This window comes from Streptomyces sp. NPDC004266 (genome assembly GCF_042874095.1).
In the GTDB taxonomy this organism is placed as follows: Bacteria; Actinomycetota; Actinomycetes; order Streptomycetales; family Streptomycetaceae; genus Streptomyces.
Genome location: NZ_JBIAMM010000004.1, coordinates 409,040 through 425,112, shown reverse-complemented (window position 1 = coordinate 425,112; position 16,073 = coordinate 409,040). Strand labels below are relative to the sequence as shown.

General features: G+C 73.9%; 16 protein-coding genes. 7 read left to right on the top strand and 9 right to left on the bottom strand.

The genetic code is table 11. From position 1 onward, the window contains the following. The first annotated feature begins 17 nt into the window (after positions 1 to 17). Together ACFYUZ_RS13170 and ACFYUZ_RS13165 are read left to right on the top strand one after the other, a co-directional pair. The gene (locus ACFYUZ_RS13170) at positions 18 to 1,070 is read left to right on the top strand and encodes an NAD(P)-dependent alcohol dehydrogenase (RefSeq protein ID WP_389308394.1); all 1,053 of its coding nucleotides are present in this window, start codon (positions 18 to 20) and stop codon (positions 1,068 to 1,070) included. A 72-nt stretch (positions 1,071 to 1,142) separates the two neighbouring features. Continuing rightward, positions 1,143 to 1,505: a DUF1330 domain-containing protein gene (locus ACFYUZ_RS13165; protein ID WP_389308392.1), complete on the top strand. Its 363-nt coding sequence runs from the start codon at positions 1,143 to 1,145 to the stop codon at positions 1,503 to 1,505. Between the two features lie 28 nt (positions 1,506 to 1,533). Here the strand turns inward: ACFYUZ_RS13165 and msrA are convergent, their stop codons facing one another. From msrA to ACFYUZ_RS13140, 5 genes are all read right to left on the bottom strand, one after another. Beyond that, on the bottom strand, positions 1,534 to 2,193 hold the full coding sequence (msrA, locus tag ACFYUZ_RS13160; RefSeq protein ID WP_389308391.1) for a peptide-methionine (S)-S-oxide reductase MsrA: 660 nt from the start codon (positions 2,191 to 2,193) through the stop codon (positions 1,534 to 1,536). Between the two features lie 32 nt (positions 2,194 to 2,225). Further along, positions 2,226 to 3,353, bottom strand: a complete 1,128-nt coding sequence (locus ACFYUZ_RS13155; RefSeq protein WP_389308389.1) for a hypothetical protein — start codon at positions 3,351 to 3,353, stop codon at positions 2,226 to 2,228. Next, on the bottom strand, positions 3,350 to 3,559 hold the full coding sequence (locus tag ACFYUZ_RS13150) for a hypothetical protein (protein ID WP_389308387.1): 210 nt from the start codon (positions 3,557 to 3,559) through the stop codon (positions 3,350 to 3,352). Before ACFYUZ_RS13150 ends, ACFYUZ_RS13155 begins: the two co-directional genes overlap by 4 nt. A gap of 44 nt (positions 3,560 to 3,603) precedes the next feature. Then, on the bottom strand, positions 3,604 to 5,220 hold the full coding sequence (locus tag ACFYUZ_RS13145) for a M48 family metallopeptidase (protein ID WP_389308385.1): 1,617 nt from the start codon (positions 5,218 to 5,220) through the stop codon (positions 3,604 to 3,606). A 137-nt stretch (positions 5,221 to 5,357) separates the two neighbouring features. Next, positions 5,358 to 6,467 (bottom strand): hypothetical protein, encoded by a 1,110-nt coding sequence (locus ACFYUZ_RS13140; RefSeq protein ID WP_389308383.1) that lies wholly within the window; start codon positions 6,465 to 6,467, stop codon positions 5,358 to 5,360. A 72-nt stretch (positions 6,468 to 6,539) separates the two neighbouring features. On the opposite strand from ACFYUZ_RS13140, the gene ACFYUZ_RS13135 reads away from it, so the two are divergent. After that, positions 6,540 to 7,694 carry a cystathionine gamma-synthase gene (locus ACFYUZ_RS13135; RefSeq protein ID WP_389308382.1) on the top strand — a complete coding sequence of 385 codons (1,155 nt, stop codon included), beginning with the start codon at positions 6,540 to 6,542 and terminating at the stop codon, positions 7,692 to 7,694. 34 nt (positions 7,695 to 7,728) lie between these two features. On the opposite strand, the gene ACFYUZ_RS13130 is transcribed toward ACFYUZ_RS13135, so the two are convergent. From ACFYUZ_RS13130 to ACFYUZ_RS13120, 3 genes are read right to left on the bottom strand one after another with little or no spacing between them, the layout of a single operon-like run. Then, on the bottom strand, positions 7,729 to 7,980 hold the full coding sequence (locus tag ACFYUZ_RS13130) for a hypothetical protein (RefSeq protein ID WP_389308380.1): 252 nt from the start codon (positions 7,978 to 7,980) through the stop codon (positions 7,729 to 7,731). After that, positions 7,977 to 8,447 (bottom strand): sigma factor-like helix-turn-helix DNA-binding protein, encoded by a 471-nt coding sequence (locus ACFYUZ_RS13125; RefSeq protein WP_389308378.1) that lies wholly within the window; start codon positions 8,445 to 8,447, stop codon positions 7,977 to 7,979. Before ACFYUZ_RS13125 ends, ACFYUZ_RS13130 begins: the two co-directional genes overlap by 4 nt. 31 nt (positions 8,448 to 8,478) lie before the next feature. After that, entirely contained in the window at positions 8,479 to 9,000 is a 522-nt protein-coding gene (locus ACFYUZ_RS13120; RefSeq protein WP_389308376.1) for a MarR family winged helix-turn-helix transcriptional regulator, read from the bottom strand. A gap of 149 nt (positions 9,001 to 9,149) precedes the next feature. On the opposite strand from ACFYUZ_RS13120, the gene ilvA reads away from it, so the two are divergent. Beyond that, positions 9,150 to 10,379 carry a threonine ammonia-lyase gene (ilvA, locus tag ACFYUZ_RS13115; protein WP_389308375.1) on the top strand — a complete coding sequence of 410 codons (1,230 nt, stop codon included), beginning with the start codon at positions 9,150 to 9,152 and terminating at the stop codon, positions 10,377 to 10,379. A gap of 144 nt (positions 10,380 to 10,523) precedes the next feature. Here ilvA and ACFYUZ_RS13110 read toward each other — a convergent pair whose 3' ends face one another. Then, a complete protein-coding gene (locus tag ACFYUZ_RS13110) occupies positions 10,524 to 11,051 on the bottom strand; it encodes a helix-turn-helix domain-containing protein (RefSeq protein WP_389308373.1) in 528 nt (175 codons plus the stop codon). A 238-nt stretch (positions 11,052 to 11,289) separates the two neighbouring features. Between ACFYUZ_RS13110 and ACFYUZ_RS13105 the strand changes: the two genes are divergently transcribed. The 3 genes from ACFYUZ_RS13105 to ACFYUZ_RS13095 are packed head-to-tail and all read left to right on the top strand — an operon-like array spanning position 11,290 to position 16,071. Further along, a complete protein-coding gene (locus tag ACFYUZ_RS13105; RefSeq protein ID WP_389308371.1) occupies positions 11,290 to 14,154 on the top strand; it encodes a BTAD domain-containing putative transcriptional regulator in 2,865 nt (954 codons plus the stop codon). Between the two features lie 40 nt (positions 14,155 to 14,194). After that, the gene (locus tag ACFYUZ_RS13100; protein ID WP_389308369.1) at positions 14,195 to 15,220 is read left to right on the top strand and encodes an ATP-binding cassette domain-containing protein; all 1,026 of its coding nucleotides are present in this window, start codon (positions 14,195 to 14,197) and stop codon (positions 15,218 to 15,220) included. Continuing rightward, positions 15,217 to 16,071 carry an ABC transporter permease gene (locus ACFYUZ_RS13095; RefSeq protein WP_389308367.1) on the top strand — a complete coding sequence of 285 codons (855 nt, stop codon included), beginning with the start codon at positions 15,217 to 15,219 and terminating at the stop codon, positions 16,069 to 16,071. The genes ACFYUZ_RS13100 and ACFYUZ_RS13095 overlap by 4 nt, the downstream gene beginning before the upstream one ends. Positions 16,072 to 16,073 lie beyond the last annotated feature (2 nt).

The window sequence follows — 16,073 nt, the reverse complement described above, 5'->3', positions numbered from 1 at the left end:
TCCGGCAGGCTGAACGCATGACCACGAACGCGACCACCGTCCCCGCGTACGCCGCACCCGCCGCCGACGCCCCGCTGGAGCGCACCACCGTGCCGCGCCGGCCCGTCGGCGAGCACGACGTCCTCATCGAGATCAAGTACGCCGGAATCTGCCACTCCGACATCCACCAGGCCACCAACGGCTGGGGCGAGGGCATCTTCCCGATGGTCCCCGGCCACGAGATCGCCGGAATCGTCGCCGAGGTCGGCCCCGGCGTGACGAAGTTCCGGGTCGGAGACCGAGTCGGCGTCGGCTGCTTCGTCGACTCCTGCCGCGAGTGCGAGTACTGCCTGCGCGGCCTGGAGCAGTACTGCGTCACCGGCGGCACCGGCACGTACAACTCCCGCGACAAGAACGGCGAGCCGACCTACGGCGGTTACTCCACCCACATCGTCGTCGACGAGAACTACACCCTGCGCATCCCCGAGGGCATCGGCCTCGACGAGGCCGCCCCGCTGCTCTGCGCCGGCATCACCCTCTACTCCCCGCTGGCCCACTGGCAGGCCGGCCCCGGCAAGAAGGTCGCGATCGTCGGCCTCGGCGGCCTCGGCCACATGGGCGTCAAGATCGCCCACGCGCTCGGCGCCGAGGTGACCGTCCTCAGCCAGTCGCTCAAGAAGCGGGAGGACGCCCTCAAGCTGGGCGCCGACCACTACCACGCCACCAACGACCCGGAGACCTTCGCCGCCCTGCGCGGCACCTTCGACCTGGTGATCTCCACGGTCTCCGCGCCGCTCGACTTCAACGCCTACCTGAGCCTGGTCAGGACGGACGGCGCCCTGGTGAACGTCGGCGCGCCCGAGGAGCCCGTCCAGATCGGCCTGTTCTCCCTCATCGGGGGCCGCAAGACCCTCGCCGGCTCGATGATCGGCGGCATCGCCGAGACCCAGGAGATGCTCGACTTCTGCGCCGAGCACGGCCTGGGCGCCGAGATCGAACTGATCCGCGCCGACCAGATCAACGAGGCGTACGAGCGCGTCCTGAAGAGCGACGTCCGCTACCGCTTCGTGATCGACACGGCCACGATCTGATCCACCACGGCGGCCGGGGCATGACGTCCGGGGTAATCGACCCCGGGCGCCGTGCCCCGGCACGCTTGCGTCATGACCGCATACGCCATCGGAAACCTGCACCCGAAGCCCGTCCTCGACGACGAGGTCTTCGTCTACATGGAGCGCATCCAGGACACCCTCGACCCCTTCGGCGGCCGCTTCCTCGTCCACGGCGCCCCCGCCCGCGAGGTCCGCGAGGGCACCTGGCCCGGCGCCCTGGTGATCATCGGCTTCCCCACGTACGAGGCCGCCCGCGCCTGGTACGACTCGGAGCCCTACCAGGCCCTGATCCCCCTCCGCACCCGCCACATGGCCGGCGACGTCCTCCTGGTCGAAGGAACCCCGGAGGGCTACGAGGCCGCGAGGACGGCGGCGTCCCTGCGCGCGGCACGGGACGGGGCCCCGGCCGCCTGAGCACGGCCGGGTCCCGCCCGAAGCGCCCCTACTCCGCCTTCGCGACGCCGATCGGGCAGGACAGGCCCGTGCCGCCGATGCCGCAGTAGCCCGCCGGGTTCTTGTCCAGGTACTGCTGGTGGTAGGCCTCCGCCGGATACAGGGGGCGATCGTCGGCCGGGAGGACGGTGGTGGTGATCTCGCCGTAGCCGGAGGCCGTCAGGACCTTCTGGTAGGCCTCGCGGGAGGCTTCGGCCTGCCGCGCCTGCTCGGGGGAGTGGGTGTAGACCGCCGAGCGGTACTGGGTGCCGACGTCGTTGCCCTGGCGGAAGCCCTGGGTGGGGTCGTGGGACTCCCAGAAGAGCTTCAGGAGCGCCTCGTACGACACCTTCGACGGGTCGAAGACGACGCGGACGACCTCGGTGTGCCCGGTCAGGCCCGAGCAGACCTCCTCGTACGACGGGTTCGGCGTGTAGCCGCCCTGGTAGCCGACGAGGGTCGTCCAGACGCCCTCGGTCCGCCAGAACCTGCGCTCCGCCCCCCAGAAACAGCCCAGCGCGAAGTCGGCGACCTCCAGGCCCTCCGGATAGGGGCCGAGGAGCGGGTTGCCGAGGACGGTGTGGCGCTCGGGCACGGAGAACTCCGGCTCGGGGCGGCCGCGCAGGGCCTGCTCGGGAGTGGGGAGGACGGGGGTCCGGGACAGGAACATGCTGCATCTCTCCTCGACGGTCGGCAGCAGTGTCAACCGTCCCGTGCCGGAAGGGATTCCCCGCCCGGAACGTGCCCCGCGCAGTCGTCGCGGGCCCGGCAGAACTCCTCCGCCGGGTCCGTCTTGTACCGCCAGGGCAGGGCGCCGACGTAACCGTCCACCAGCCGGAACTGCTCCAACGCCTCCGTGTGCCGGTCCTGGAGCCACAGGTAGTACGCCAGCAGGTGCCGGGCCTCCGGGAGGCGCGGGTGGGCCGGGTCGGCGGCGGTCACGTCCGCGAGGAGCGCGTCCACGGCCGCGTACATCTCGGGGGTCCGGTCGGCGTCCGTCGTGTCCGAGGTGTCGTGCTCGAAGTGGGAGACCAGCGGGAGCGCCGCGAGCAGGCTGCCGGGCGGGGCGCCCGCCGCCGCCCGCACCGCGAACGCGGTGGCCAGTTCCGCCGAGCCGCACCACTTGCCGCACCAGTACTGCAGCGCCGCGAAGTGCGCCTCGTAGTGGTGCGGGGCCCGGACGGCGACCTCGTGCCAGAGCCGTCGCAGCTCCTCGTGGGGCAGGCCCAGGCCGAGCGCGGTCCAGATCTCCCCCACGTACGGCGAGGGGTCCTCGGCCGGCGCCAGGGCCACCGCACGGGTGTGCTCCGCCCGGGAGCGGGCCAGGACGCGACGGAACCCCTCGGCCTGCTCCGGCGTGGTGTCCGCGTCCCGCTGCCCGCCCCGTACGTTCCACGCCAGGAACACCGTCCCGCGCGCCCGCACCAGCGCCGCCCCCGGATCGGCCGGCCGCGCCTCCTCCCAGGCCCGCAGCCACCCGTCCTCCTCGGCGGCCAGGTCCGCGAGCCGCTCGCAGAGCGCCGCGCGGCCCTCCCAGTCGCGGGCCTCCGCGGCCGCGTCGAGGAGCCCGGCGGCCGGCGTCCAGTCGCCGGCCCGGGCGGCCGCGAGCGCGACGGTGAGGTCCGGCGGCCGGGGGCCCGCGAGGTCGGTGTGCTGCCGCTCGGCGGGCAGGAGGCCGAGCGCGGCGACGCGGGCGGCGCTCTCCCCGGCACCCGGATCCGTGCGCACGTCCCGGGCGAGGCCGCGCACGATCGCGATGAGGAAGACGAGGGCGACGGCGGCCGCGCAGAGGGCGAGCGGGGCGAGGACGATCCAGAGCAGTACGGTCACGACGCACCGACAAGGCCGGTGCGGAGCTCCCCGTCGGAGCCGTCGACGGTGGTGGAGAGCGGGGCGGCGGCGGGCGCGAAGTCCCCGGCGCGCCCGGAGGCGCACGCCTGCCGCGCGGCCGGGGCGGTCCGTGTCCGGGCCTGCCGGGACTTCCAGCGGAAGGGGGCGGAGACCGCGATCGCGATCAGGGGGATGAGGCGGGGCACGGGCGACTTCCTCGGTACGGGGCTTCGGGGAGGGGGACGGGCGGTCAGCCGGCCGCCAGCAGCTTGCGCAGCCGCTCGGTGTCCGGGCGGTCCTCGATCGCCGCGTCCAGGGCCGCCGGGAGCTCCTCGGCGTACCCGTCGGGCAGCAGCAGGGACGCGGGGGCCGACCAGGAGAGCTGCCAGCGGGCCCGGCCGTCCACGGCGAGCGCGGTCGTCAGGAGGCGGGCGAGTTCGCGCCGCAGAGAGGAGCGGGCGAACTCGCGCGCCGCCCGGCCGGTCGCGGCCGCGGCCTCCTCGGACCTGGGCAGCCGGTCGACGAGGTCCCAGACGGTTCCGGCGTCGACGGCGTCGAGGAAGGCCTCGACCTCCCACCGGAGCCCTTCGGCTCCGCCCGCCGGCGCCTCCGCCTGCTCCCCGATCGCGGCCCTCAGCGCCTCCGTGTCCCGTACGTACCTCGCCGTCATCGACTCGTGGACCAGGTCCGGCCAGTCGAGGCGGCGCATCCGCAGGGCGTCCGGGGTCAGGGTGGCGTCCTCGACCGCGCGCAGGGCCTCTTCGGGCGAGGCGAGCAGGGCGAAGGCCGGGCGGTCCTCCTCCGCGGCGCGGCCGTCGTCGGGCAGGGACTCGATCGCGGCGACGCGCTCGGCGGTCGGCGGGTGCGAGTCGTAGGGCGTGGCGGGTTCGGCGGGCAGGTCGGCGCGCATCCCCGCCAGTTCCCCGGCGCGGGCGTCGAGCAGGTGGCGCACCCCGCCGAAGACCTCCCCGCGCGACGGCAGCATCCCGAACTCGACGCCCAGGGTGGCGTACGAGTTCAGGTAGAACTCGTGCGCCGAGTCGAGCGCCGGGAGCGCGCGCAGCGCCGAGGCGGTGGCGTCGCGGCCCGCGATGCGGGCGGCGGCCAGGTCGGCGGCGATCTCCTGGCGGCGGGAGCCGCTTTGGGTGGCGCGCATGGAGAAGCGGCCGTACGCCGTGTAGATGCGGGCCATCACCCGGTACGTGAAGCCGACGCCGGTGGTGTCGACCTCCTTGGCCGTCTTGCCCCGGGCGACCCGTCGGGCGGACTTCCGTTCCTGCCGGGCGCGTTCCTTGGCGACCTTGAGGCCGGACTTCTCCTCGAACCGTTCGACGGTACGGGCGACGTGGAGGCGGCTGCGTTCGGTGATGCCGGAGAGCCGGGTGTCGGAGTGGGCGTAGTGGCCGAGCTCGTGGGCGAGCACGGCCCGCAGCCGGGCCTCGGTGAGGCCGGCGACCAGGGGGAGGCCGAGGTAGAGGCGGCGGGTGCCGCCGAGGAGGCCGAGGAGGCGGGCGTCCTCGGTGACGGCGGCGTTCATGTCGGCGGTGAGCCGGATCTCGTCGGGCGCCCGGGTCCCGAGGAGCGCGGCGAGTTCCCGCACGGCCTCCCAGAGCCGGGGCTCCTCGGCCCCGGTGACGGGGACGCCGGCGAGGCCCTCGTCGCGGGGGGCGCGGAGCATGAGCATGCCGCGGACGACGGGGACGGCGAGCACGAAGCTGACGGCGTACGTCCTGAGCGCCCACACGGCCGGGGCCCACAGCCAGGCCGCCCAGTCCAGCGCGCCGAGCAGGGCGAGCAGGACGAGGCCGAGCAGATGGAAACCGGTGAGCAGGACGAGGGCGCGCAGCGCGCGCAGAGTGGCGCCCATCAGGCAGATCCCCCCACGGGAAAGGCGTGACGATCATCGTACGAGCAGGTGGGGGGAGCCCGGATCATGGCCCACGGGGGCGGACACCGTCAACCGGATTCCGTGGGTTCACGCAGGTGGAGGCCTGTCCGAGCGGATCAGCGCGGCAGCGTCGCCGGGCTGCCGCCGTTCGCCTCGTAGCCCGCGACCGCCAGGTTCCGGAAGACCGTGAACTCCGCCGCCGGGTCGGCGCTCAGCGTCCACGGGACCGCGCCCACGTGCCCGTCGACCAGCACCAGCTGGTGCATGGCCTCCGCCCAGCGCTCCGAGCGGACGAGGAACCAGACGAGCAGGTGGCGGACGTGCGCGAGCATCGGGTCGTCGGGGCGGGCCGAGTGCACCGCGTACAGCGCGCCGTCCATCGCCTTGGACACCACCGCCGTACGCCAGAAGTCCTGCACGAGCACCACGTCCGGCACGTGCTCGAACACCGCGAACAGCGGAAGAGCGGCGAGCAGCGACCCCCGGGGCGCGCGCGCCGCGGCCGTCGTCGCGAAGTGGTCGGCCTCCTCGCGCGAACCGTGCCACTTCTCGCACCAGTAGTGCAGGGCCGCCAGATGCGCCCCCATGTGCTGCGGGGCCCGGTCGATGACCTTCGCCCACACCTGGTCGAACTGCTCGTGCCCGTAACCGAGTCCGCGCGCCACCGCGAGCCGCGTGATGTACGGCACCGGGTCGCCCGGGGCGAGCAGCGCCGCCTCCTCGGTGACCTTCAGCCCCTCCTCCAGGATGATCCGGAAGTCGTCCGTCCCGGCCGACGAGGAGCGCCACGCCTGCTGCACCAGGAACTCGGCGTGCACGGCCGCGCCGCCCGCGTCCTGCGGCTCCTCCGCCCGCCAGGTCCGCAGCCACGCGCCGCCGACGCCGGGCCGCTCCCGGAGCTCCAGGGAGGCCGCGCCCGCGAAGGCCTGCACGCGCTGCCAGCGCACCTCGCCCTCCGTGCCGGTGGCGGCGAGCAGCCGCGAGGCCGGCCGCCAGTCCTGGGTGGCCTGGACGACGTCGAGGACGTGCAGGAGCTCGTCGTCGGCGCCGGGCAGCCGCACGTCCTGCTCCTCCTGGCGCACGAAGCCGTACGCCTCCGGGTCCGCCGCGTCCGGCGCCCCCGGCGCGACCTGCCGGATCCCTCCGCCGCCCCGGCGGCGCAGCACGAAGGGACCGAGGACGCCGAACAGCAGCCCGAGCGCGATCAGGAACCAGAGAATGTCCATGTGTCCATTGTCCAGGACACCCGGTGAGACGATCGAAGCGGTGGGCGGCGTACGGGACTACGCTCCTGACCCATGAGCGACCAGCACTCCCATCAGAACTTCGAGACCCGCGCGATCCACGCGGGCAACACCGCCGACCCGCTGACCGGCGCGGTCGTCCCGCCCATCTACCAGGTGTCCACCTACAAGCAGGACGGCGTGGGCGGGCTGCGCGGCGGTTACGAGTACAGCCGCAGCGCCAACCCCACCCGCACCGCCCTGGAGGAGAACCTCGCGGCCCTGGAAGGCGGCCGTCGCGGCCTCGCCTTCGCCTCGGGCCTCGCCGCCGAGGACTGCCTGCTGCGCGCGCTCCTCGCGCCCGGCGACCACGTGGTCATCCCGAACGACGCCTACGGCGGCACCTTCCGGCTCTTCGCCAAGGTCGTGCAGCGCTGGGGCGTGGACTTCTCCGTCGCGAACACCTCCGACATCGAGTCGGTGCGCGGCGCGGTCAACGACCGTACGAAGCTGATCTGGGTCGAGACCCCCTCGAACCCGCTCCTCGGCATCACCGACATCGAGGCCGTCGCCGGCGTCGCCCGCCAGGCCGGCGTGAAGCTCGTCGTCGACAACACCTTCGCCTCGCCGTACCTCCAGCAGCCGCTGGCGCTCGGCGCGGACGTCGTCGTGCACTCGCTCACCAAGTACATGGGCGGACACTCCGACGTCGTCGGCGGCGCCCTGGTGACCGCGGACGAGGCGCTCGGCGAGGAACTCGCCTACCACCAGAACGCGATGGGCGCGGTCGCCGGTCCCTTCGACTCGTGGATCGTGCTGCGCGGCATCAAGACCCTCGCCGTGCGCATGGACCGCCACAGCGAGAACGCGACGAAGATCGCCGAGATGCTGACCCAGCACCCCAAGGTCACCCAGGTCCTCTACCCGGGCCTCCCGGAGCACCCGGGGCACGAGATCGCGGCCAAGCAGATGCGCTCCTTCGGCGGCATGATCTCCTTCCGCGTGCAGGGCGGCGAGGAGGCGGCCGTCGAGGTCTGCAACCGCGCGCAGCTCTTCACCCTCGGTGAGTCGCTGGGCGGCGTCGAGTCCCTCATCGAGCACCCGGGCCGCATGACCCACGCGTCCGTCGCGGGCTCCCTCCTGGAGGTCCCGGCCGACCTGGTCCGCATCTCGGTGGGCATCGAGAACGTCGACGACCTGCTCGCCGACCTGCGCCAGGCGCTCGGCTAGCAGCACCCCCGGTGACGGCCGGGGCGCCCGGCCGTCACCAGCCTTCCAGCGGCGGTGTCGTCTCCGCCGGCGGCACCTCCCACGGGTGGGTCATCGACGCCCACACGACGAAGGCGAGGACGGCGACCGCGCCCAGGGCCCACAGCACGCGCCGGACCCGCCGGGCGTGGTGGAGCAGCCGGGTCCCGCGCGCGGCGGCCCGCAGCGCGAGGTCGCGGGGGACCGGCGGATGCGGCGTGTCGAGCAGCCGCCGCACCGCCTCCTCCTTGTCCTCGTACCGGCTCACGCCGCGGCCCCCGCGGCGCCCCTGGCGGCGGATCTGAGCGTGGCGACCGAGCGGGCGCACACCGCGCGGACGCGGGCCTCGGAGAGGCCCAGCAGGGCCGCGACCTGCTCCTCCGCGACCCCCTCGTACAGCCGCAGGACGACGACGAGCCGCTCCTGCGGGGAGAGCGCGGCGAGCACCCCGCCCTGCCCGCCGTGACGGCGCCAGGCGGTACGGGCGAAGCGGGCGGCGAGATCGCGGCGCGCGAGGTCGTACGGGTCCTCGTCGCGCAGCCGGTCCCACACCGCGTACGCGTGGGCGAGGGTGGCGGTCAGCAGGGCCTGGGCGTACGGGTTGTGGGCGCGGGTCTCGGCGGTGAGCAGCGTCGCGGCGTGCAGCAGCCGCCCCGCGGCCCCCGCCACGAACTCCTCGAACTCCCTTGTGCGGTGGGCGTGTTCGGCGCCCCGTCCGCGCTGCTGCTCTCGCACCTCCTCGTCTGAGGACAGCGCGGGTGCGGGGTCAAGAGGTCTGCGTGGACTCGGTCCCGGCCGGTGCGTGGCCCGCGTGCGCCGACTGCCGTGCGGACAGGGCGGTGTTGAAGCGGGTGAGCAGCGTGCAGAAGGACTCCCGCTCGTCCGGGGTCCAGCCCTCGGTGACCTCGGCCATCAGCTGCCGGCGCGAGGAGCGGACCTCCTCCAGGCGCGCGAGGCCGCGCGGCGAGAGCTGGAGGACGACCGCCCGCCCGTCCTCCGGGTGCGAGGTCCGCTTCACCAGGCCGGTGTCGACGAGCGGGGCGACCTGGCGGGTCACGGTGGACGAGTCGATCCCCATGCCCGCCGCGAGCGCCTTCACCCCCATGGGGCCTTCCTGGTCGAGGCGGTTGAGGAGGAGGTAGGCCGCGCGGTCCATGGAGTTGCGGAGCTGGCCGGTGCCGCCGAGACGGGTCTGCTCGGCGCGGCGGGCGAAGACGGCCACCTGGTGCTGGAGGGCATCGAGGAGACCGGGGTCGAGCGCAGTCGTCATGTCCTGAGAATTGGGCATGGCTGTGGGTCTCTCTCGTGCGGGGGTGGTCGGTCGGTGGGGGACAGAGTACGCGGCCCCGCCGGGGTCCGTACCGGCGCTGCGCAAACCCGTTCCACGGCCCGCCCGCCGGTCGGCCACGGGGGCCGTGAGCTGCGAGACTTGCTGTCATGAGCTTCCGTACGCCAGACCCCTTGCACCGGCTGATGCTCGACGACGTGCGGGGGGCGCAGAAGATGCTGGCCGGGGTGGCCAGGATGACGGCGATGGAGGGCAGCCGCCATCTGTCCTCGCTGGTGGGGGCCCCGGTCCACCTCAAGTGCGAGAACCTGCAGCGGACCGGTTCCTTCAAGCTGCGCGGGGCGTACGTACGGATCGCCGGGCTGCGGCCCGAGGAGAAGGCGGCCGGGGTGGTCGCGGCCTCCGCCGGCAACCACGCTCAGGGCGTCGCGCTCGCCTCGAAGCTCCTCGGCGTGCACGCCACCGTCTTCATGCCGGTCGGCGCCCCGCTGCCGAAGGTCGCGGCGACCCGCGACTACGGCGCGGACGTCCGGATGCACGGCCACGTCGTCGACGAGACGCTCGCGGCGGCGCAGGAGTACGCCCACGAGACCGGCGCGGTCTTCATCCACCCCTTCGACCACCCCGACGTCATCGCCGGACAGGGCACGGTCGGCCTGGAGATCCTGGAGCAGTGCCCCGAGGTCCGGACGGTCCTCGTCGGCATCGGCGGCGGCGGGCTCGCGGCCGGCATCGGACTCGCGGTGAAGTCGCTGCGCCCGGACGTGAAGGTGATCGGCGTCCAGGCGGAGGGCGCGGCCGCCTACCCGCCCTCGCTGGCCGCCGGGCACCCGGTGGTGATCGAGTCGCCGGTGACGATGGCGGACGGGATCAAGGTGGGACGCCCGGGCGACGTGCCGTTCGCCCTGATCAGGGAGTACGTCGACGAGGTCCGCACGGTCTCCGAGGACGCGCTCTCCTCGGCGCTGCTGCTCTGCCTGGAGCGGGCGAAGCTGGTGGTCGAACCGGCCGGCGCGAGCCCGGTGGCGGCCCTCCTCGCCGACCCGACGTCCTTCCGGGGGCCGGTCGTCGCGGTCCTCTCCGGCGGGAACGTCGACCCCCTGCTGCTCCAGCGGATCCTGCGGCACGGCATGGCCGCCGGCGGCCGCTACCTGAGCCTGCGGCTGCGCGTCACCGACCGGCCGGGGGTGCTCGCGACCCTCCTCGCGGTCCTGACGGTGGTCGACGCGAACGTCCTGGACGTGAGCCACGTGCGGACCGATCCGCGCCTCGGACTGACGGAGGCGGAGGTCGAGCTGCACCTGGAGACGAAGGGCCCGGAGCACTGCCGGGAGGTGGAGGAGGCGCTGCGGGAGGCCGGGTACACGGTGCTCGGCTGACGCGCGCACGCCTCCCTCCGTACGCCCTCCCGCGCGCACGCCTCCCTCCGTACGCCCTCCCGCGCGCACGCCTCCCTCCGTACGCCTCCTTCGTGTGCCTCCCCCCGTACGCCCCTCCCGTACGCCCCCTCCCGGGGCCCCGTCTCAGAGGCCCCTGCGCTCCCGGGCCGCCCGGTTGAGGACGGTCACCAGGCCGCCGCCGACCAGGGCCCCCGCCGCGATCAGGCCCAGGGGCCGGCCGAGGCCCGGCAGGCCGGACTCCGGCCGGGCGGCCGGGATCGCGGGGGCGAGCGCCGGCTCCCCGCCCCGCGCCCCGCGGGGGACGGCGGCCGCCGCCCGGGCGGCCGTCTCGTGCGCCAGGGAGCGCTCCAGACGGAGCAGGAGGGGGCCGGGGTCCGTCCCGGCGGCCGCGGCGAACTCCTCGACCGCGACCCGGGTCGGCAACTGCTTCTGGTTCAGGAACCGTTCCCACGAGGAACGGCTGTAGTGGGTGCGCTGTGCGAGCTTGCCGTAGCTCAGTTCCGTGACGTCCTTGATGCGGCGCATCTCGGCCGCCAGCTCGGCCCAGGGCGTCGTCGTGTCGCCGCCGCACCCCGAGCACTCCCGGTCGCCCGTCTCCCTCGTCCCCTCGGTCCCGCTGGTCCTGCCCGTGCCGTGTGCGCCGACCGCCATCTCAAGCTCCCCGTCGTCGTCGTACTCCGTGCCAGGACCCCAGCTTCACCCCCGGGACCAACGGCCCGCCAACGGCACGCCAACGGGTGTCCCGGGCCCCCTCCGGTACACCGGGACGGCCCGGCGCGCCGCCGCGCCACCATGCGAAACCCCGTCACGTCCCGGCCGTTCCGGGCCTACGATGCGTCCGTCGGATCACCCCCCTGACAGGTGGTGAACGGCGAGGGGGAGGAGCGTCGTGCGATTCGGGCTGCTGGGTTCGTTCGTCGTGGAGGACGCCGGGGGCGCGCCCCGGCCGGTCGGGACGCCGAAGGCGCGGGCCCTTCTCGCGGTGCTTCTGATGCGGCCGAACTCCCTGGTGTCCTGGGACACCGTGAAGGCCGCGATGTGGGGGGAGTCGGTTCCGGCCACCGCCCGCGCCTCGCTCCACAACCACGTCGCCCGTCTCCGGCGCGTCCTGGACACCGGCGGCGAGACGGAGTCCCGCATCCAGGTCGCCCCCCTGGGCTTCCGCCTGCGGGTCGGCGAGGACGAGCTGGACGTCACCCTCTTCGACGACTTCCTCTGCCGGGCGCGCGCGGCGAGACTCGCCAAGGACTGGACCGCCGTAGAGGCCCTGACGGGCTCGGGGCTCGCCCTGTGGCGCGGCGAGCCGCTCTCCGACATCGCCCTGCCCGACACCGAGCGCGGACCCTTCGTCCGGCGCCTGGAGGAGGCCAGGCTCCAGGTCCTGGAGTGGCGCTACGAGGCCGATCTCCACCTGGGCCGCCACCAGGGCATCGCCGCCGAACTCGCCGAGCTCGTCGCCGCCCATCCGCTGCGGGAGACCTTCCACGGCCAGCTCATGCTGGCGCTCCACCGCAGCGGACGGCAGGCCGACGCCCTCCTCGCCTACGACACCGCGCGCCGCACGATCCGCGCCGAACTGGGCGTCGACCCGGAGCCGGGGCTCGTGGAGCTGCACCGGCGCATCCTCCGGCTCGACCCCTCGCTCGCCGTGCCCCCGCCGGCGCCCGAGGAGCCGCCCGCCGCCGTCGGACCGAGCGCCGCCACCGCGCGCGTACCGCACCAACTGCCTTCGGCGATCGCCGACTTCACCGGCCGGGAGGAGGAGCTCGCGCGGATCGTCGGCGAGCTCGCCGCCACCGACCGCCCCGAGGGCGCGACGGTCCTCGTCCACCGGGTCTCCGGCGGTGGCGGCATGGGCAAGACGACCCTGATGGTGCAGGCGGCGCACCGGATCCGCGAGCGGTTCCCCGACGGGCAGGTCTTCCTCGACCTGGGCGGCATGACCACGATGCCGATGACCACCGAGAACGCGCTCGGACTGCTGCTGCGGACCCTCGGCGTGGCCCCGGAGGAAGTGCCGGACGGGGTGCAGGCCCGCAGCGCGCTCTTCCGCAGCCTCGTCGCCGGCCGTCGGATGCTGATCCTCCTGGACGACGCGGGTGACGCCGCCCAGATACGGCCCCTGCTGCCGGGCGCGGCGGGCAGCGCCGTCCTGGTCACCAGCCGCCGCCGGCTGGTCAGCTTCCCGGGCGTACGGATCGACCTCGGGGCCCTTCCGGAGGACGCGGCGCACCGGCTCCTCGCCTCGATCGTCGGGGAGGAGCGGGTCGCGGCGCAGCCGGAGGCGACGGCGGAGGTGCTGCGCGCGTGCGGCGGGATGCCGCTGGCGCTGCGCCTCGCGGGCTCCCGTCTCGCCGCCCGCCCCGCCTGGTCGGTCCAGGACCTGGCGCACCGGCTGAACAACCACGGCCGTGTCCTGCGCGAGCTGTACGCCGACGACCTGCACGTCCGCACGGCGCTCCAGATGAGCTACGAGCTGCTGCTCCAGGAGCCGTCGGGTCCGGCCGGTCCGGCGCGGGTGTTCCGGCTGCTCGGGCTGATGCCGAGCGTGGCGTTCGGCGTCGAGGCGGCCGCGGCCCTCCTCGCGTGCGACGCGCTGTGCGTGGAGGACTGGCTGGAGGCGCTCGTGGACGCCCATCTCCTGGAGTCCCCCGCGCCGGGCCGCTACCAGTTCCACTGCCTGGTCCAGGCGCTCGCGAGGGAGCTGGCCAAGGAGACGGACACCGAGGACGAACGGCTGCGGGCCGTCGAGCGCCTCGTCACCTGGTGCCTGCGCGGCGCCGACGCGGCCACCGCCCGCCTCGCGCCCTCGGCCCGCCGCGTACCCCTCGACGGGAAGCCGGGAGACCGGGGGCCGGAGGACCAGGAGCCGGAGAAGGGGCCCGCGCCCTTCGTCGGATACGACGAGGCCCATGCCTGGTGCGAGCGGGAGCGGGAGCTGCTGGTCGCCGGGGTGTCCCTGGCGCACGGCACCGGGCTCCACGCCCTCGCCTGGAAGCTGGCGGCCTCCCTCTGGGCGTACGTGAGGCTCGGGCGGAGCGACGACTGGCAGTCCACCCACATCACCGGCCTCGCGGCGGCGCGGGCCGCCGGCGACGAACGGGCCGAGGCGTGGATGCTGAACGGTCTGGGCAACGGCCGGATACAGGCGGGCCGCCCCGACGAGGCGATCGACTACTACCGTCAGGCGCTCCGCATCCACGAGGGGAAGCCGGACCGGGACCGTGAGCTCGGGGCCGTCCTCAGCAACGTCGGCACCTGCTGGACCGACCTCGGTGACCACCGGTCCGCGCTCCGCCACTACCGGCAGGCCCTCGTCCACGACCCCGACAGCACCGCGACCATGAACAACATGGCGGACGCGCTGGCCAACCTGGGCCGCCACGACGAGGCCCTGGCCGTCCTCGACGAGGCGGAGAGGAAGCAGCGCGCGACCCGCGACCGGGTGAGCCTCGCCATCGGCCTGCGGATCCGGGGCGACGTCCTGCGCGGCGCCCGACGCCCGGCGGAGGCGGTCGGGGCGTACCGGAGCGCGCTGGTCCTCCAGCGTCAGGGCGGGGACCTGCACGGCGAGGCGATCTCGCTGTTCGGTCTCGGGAACGCCCTCGCCGACCTCGGCGAACGGGCCGAGGCCATGGCCTGCTGGGAGAGCGCGCTCCTCGGCATGGAGCGGGTCGGCGACGCGGGCAGGGCCGTGGAGCTGCGCCGCCGGCTCGTCGGGACTCACCGGGCGGGAGCCGCTCCGAAATTTTAGGATCGGGAGGAAACGCCCGAATCTCTCCGGGAGAATCCACATGCCAGGCGCGATATACGCCGAGGGTCTGGTGAAGACCTTCGGGGACGTACGAGCTCTGGACGGGGTGGACCTCGACGTGCCGGAGGGCACGGTCCTCGGTCTGCTCGGCCCGAACGGGGCGGGGAAGACGACCACCGTGCGGATCCTGACGACCCTGATCGAACCGGACAGCGGAAGAGCCGTCGTCGCCGGGATCGACGTCCTCAGACATCCCAACGAGGTCCGCCGCTCGATCGGTCTCTCCGGCCAGTTCGCGGCCGTCGACGAGTACCTCACCGGCCGCGAGAACCTCCAGATGGTCGGGCAGCTCTACCAGATGAAGGCCAGGGCGGCGAAGGCGCGGGCCGGCGAACTGCTCGAACGGTTCCACCTCGCCGACGCCGCGGACCGGCAGGCCAAGACGTACTCCGGCGGCATGCGCCGCCGCCTCGACCTCGCGGCGGCCCTCGTCGTCTCCCCGCCGGTCATGTTCATGGACGAGCCGACCACCGGCCTCGACCCGCGCAACCGGCAGGAGCTCTGGGACGTCATCAAGGAGCTCGTCGCCGGCGGTACGACCCTGCTCCTCACCACCCAGTACCTGGAGGAGGCCGACCACCTCACCCACGCCATCTGCGTCGTCGACCAGGGCCGGGTCATCGCCCGCGGCACCTCCGACCAGCTCAAGGCCCAGACGGGCGGCGAACGCGTCGAGGTCGTCGTGCACGAGCCGGAGATGATCGACGACGCCCGGGACGTCCTCGCCCGCTACGGCGCCGCGGGGATCGGCCACGGCGAGGTGTCCGTCGAGGAGCACACCCGCAAGCTCACCGTCCCCGTCACCGGCGGCGCCAAGCTGCTCGCCGAGGTCATCCGCGACCTGGACGCCGTCGACGCCGAGATCGACGACATCGGGCTGCGGCGCCCGACCCTCGACGACGTCTTCATCTCCCTCACCGGCCACGCCGCCGAGCGGGGAGAGGAGGAGGGCGCGCGCGAGCCGGCGGCCGGAGGCCGGAAGAGCCGGAAGGAGACCGCGAAGTGACCACCGCCCTGGGGTCGGCCGACGGGCTGACCGCCCCGCGCCCGCGCGGGGGGATCGTCCAGTCCGTCAACGACTCGCTCGTGATCGCACGCCGCAACCTGATCAAGATGTCCCGGATACCCGAAATGATCATCTTCGGGCTCATCCAGCCGATCATGTTCGTGGTGCTGTTCAGCTACGTCTTCGGCGGCTCGATGCAGATCGGCGACTCGACCTCCCCGACCGTCTACCGCGAGTTCCTGATGGCCGGCATCTTCGCCCAGACCGTCACCTTCGCCACGGCCGGAGCGGGCGCGGGCATCGCCGACGACATGCACAAGGGCCTGATCGACCGCTTCCGCTCCCTGCCGATGGCCCGCGGCGCGGTCCTCACCGGCCGCACGCTCGCCGACCTGGTCCAGACGACGCTCACCCTCGTCGTCCTCGCGATCGTCGCCCTGCTGGTCGGCTGGCGCATCCACGAAGGCGTCCCCAAGGCGCTGGGCGCCTTCGCCCTCCTGCTCCTCCTCGGCTACGCCTTCTCCTGGATCGGGGCGCTGATCGGCCTCTCGGTCCGCACCCCGGAAGCGGCGACCTCGGGCGGACTGATCTGGCTCTTCCCCGTCACGTTCATCTCGAACGCGTTCGTGGACTCCAGCAACCTGCCCTCCTGGCTGCAGCCCATCGCCGAGTGGAACCCGTTCAGCGCGACCGTCCAGGCCTGCCGCGTGCTCTTCGGCAACCCCGGCGTCTCGACCTCCGACGCCTGGCCGATGCAGCACCCGGTGTGGGCGTCGCTCCTCTGGTCGGTCCTGATCATCGCGGTCTTCCGGACGCTGTCGGTACGGAAGTACCGCTCGGCGACGGCGTGACG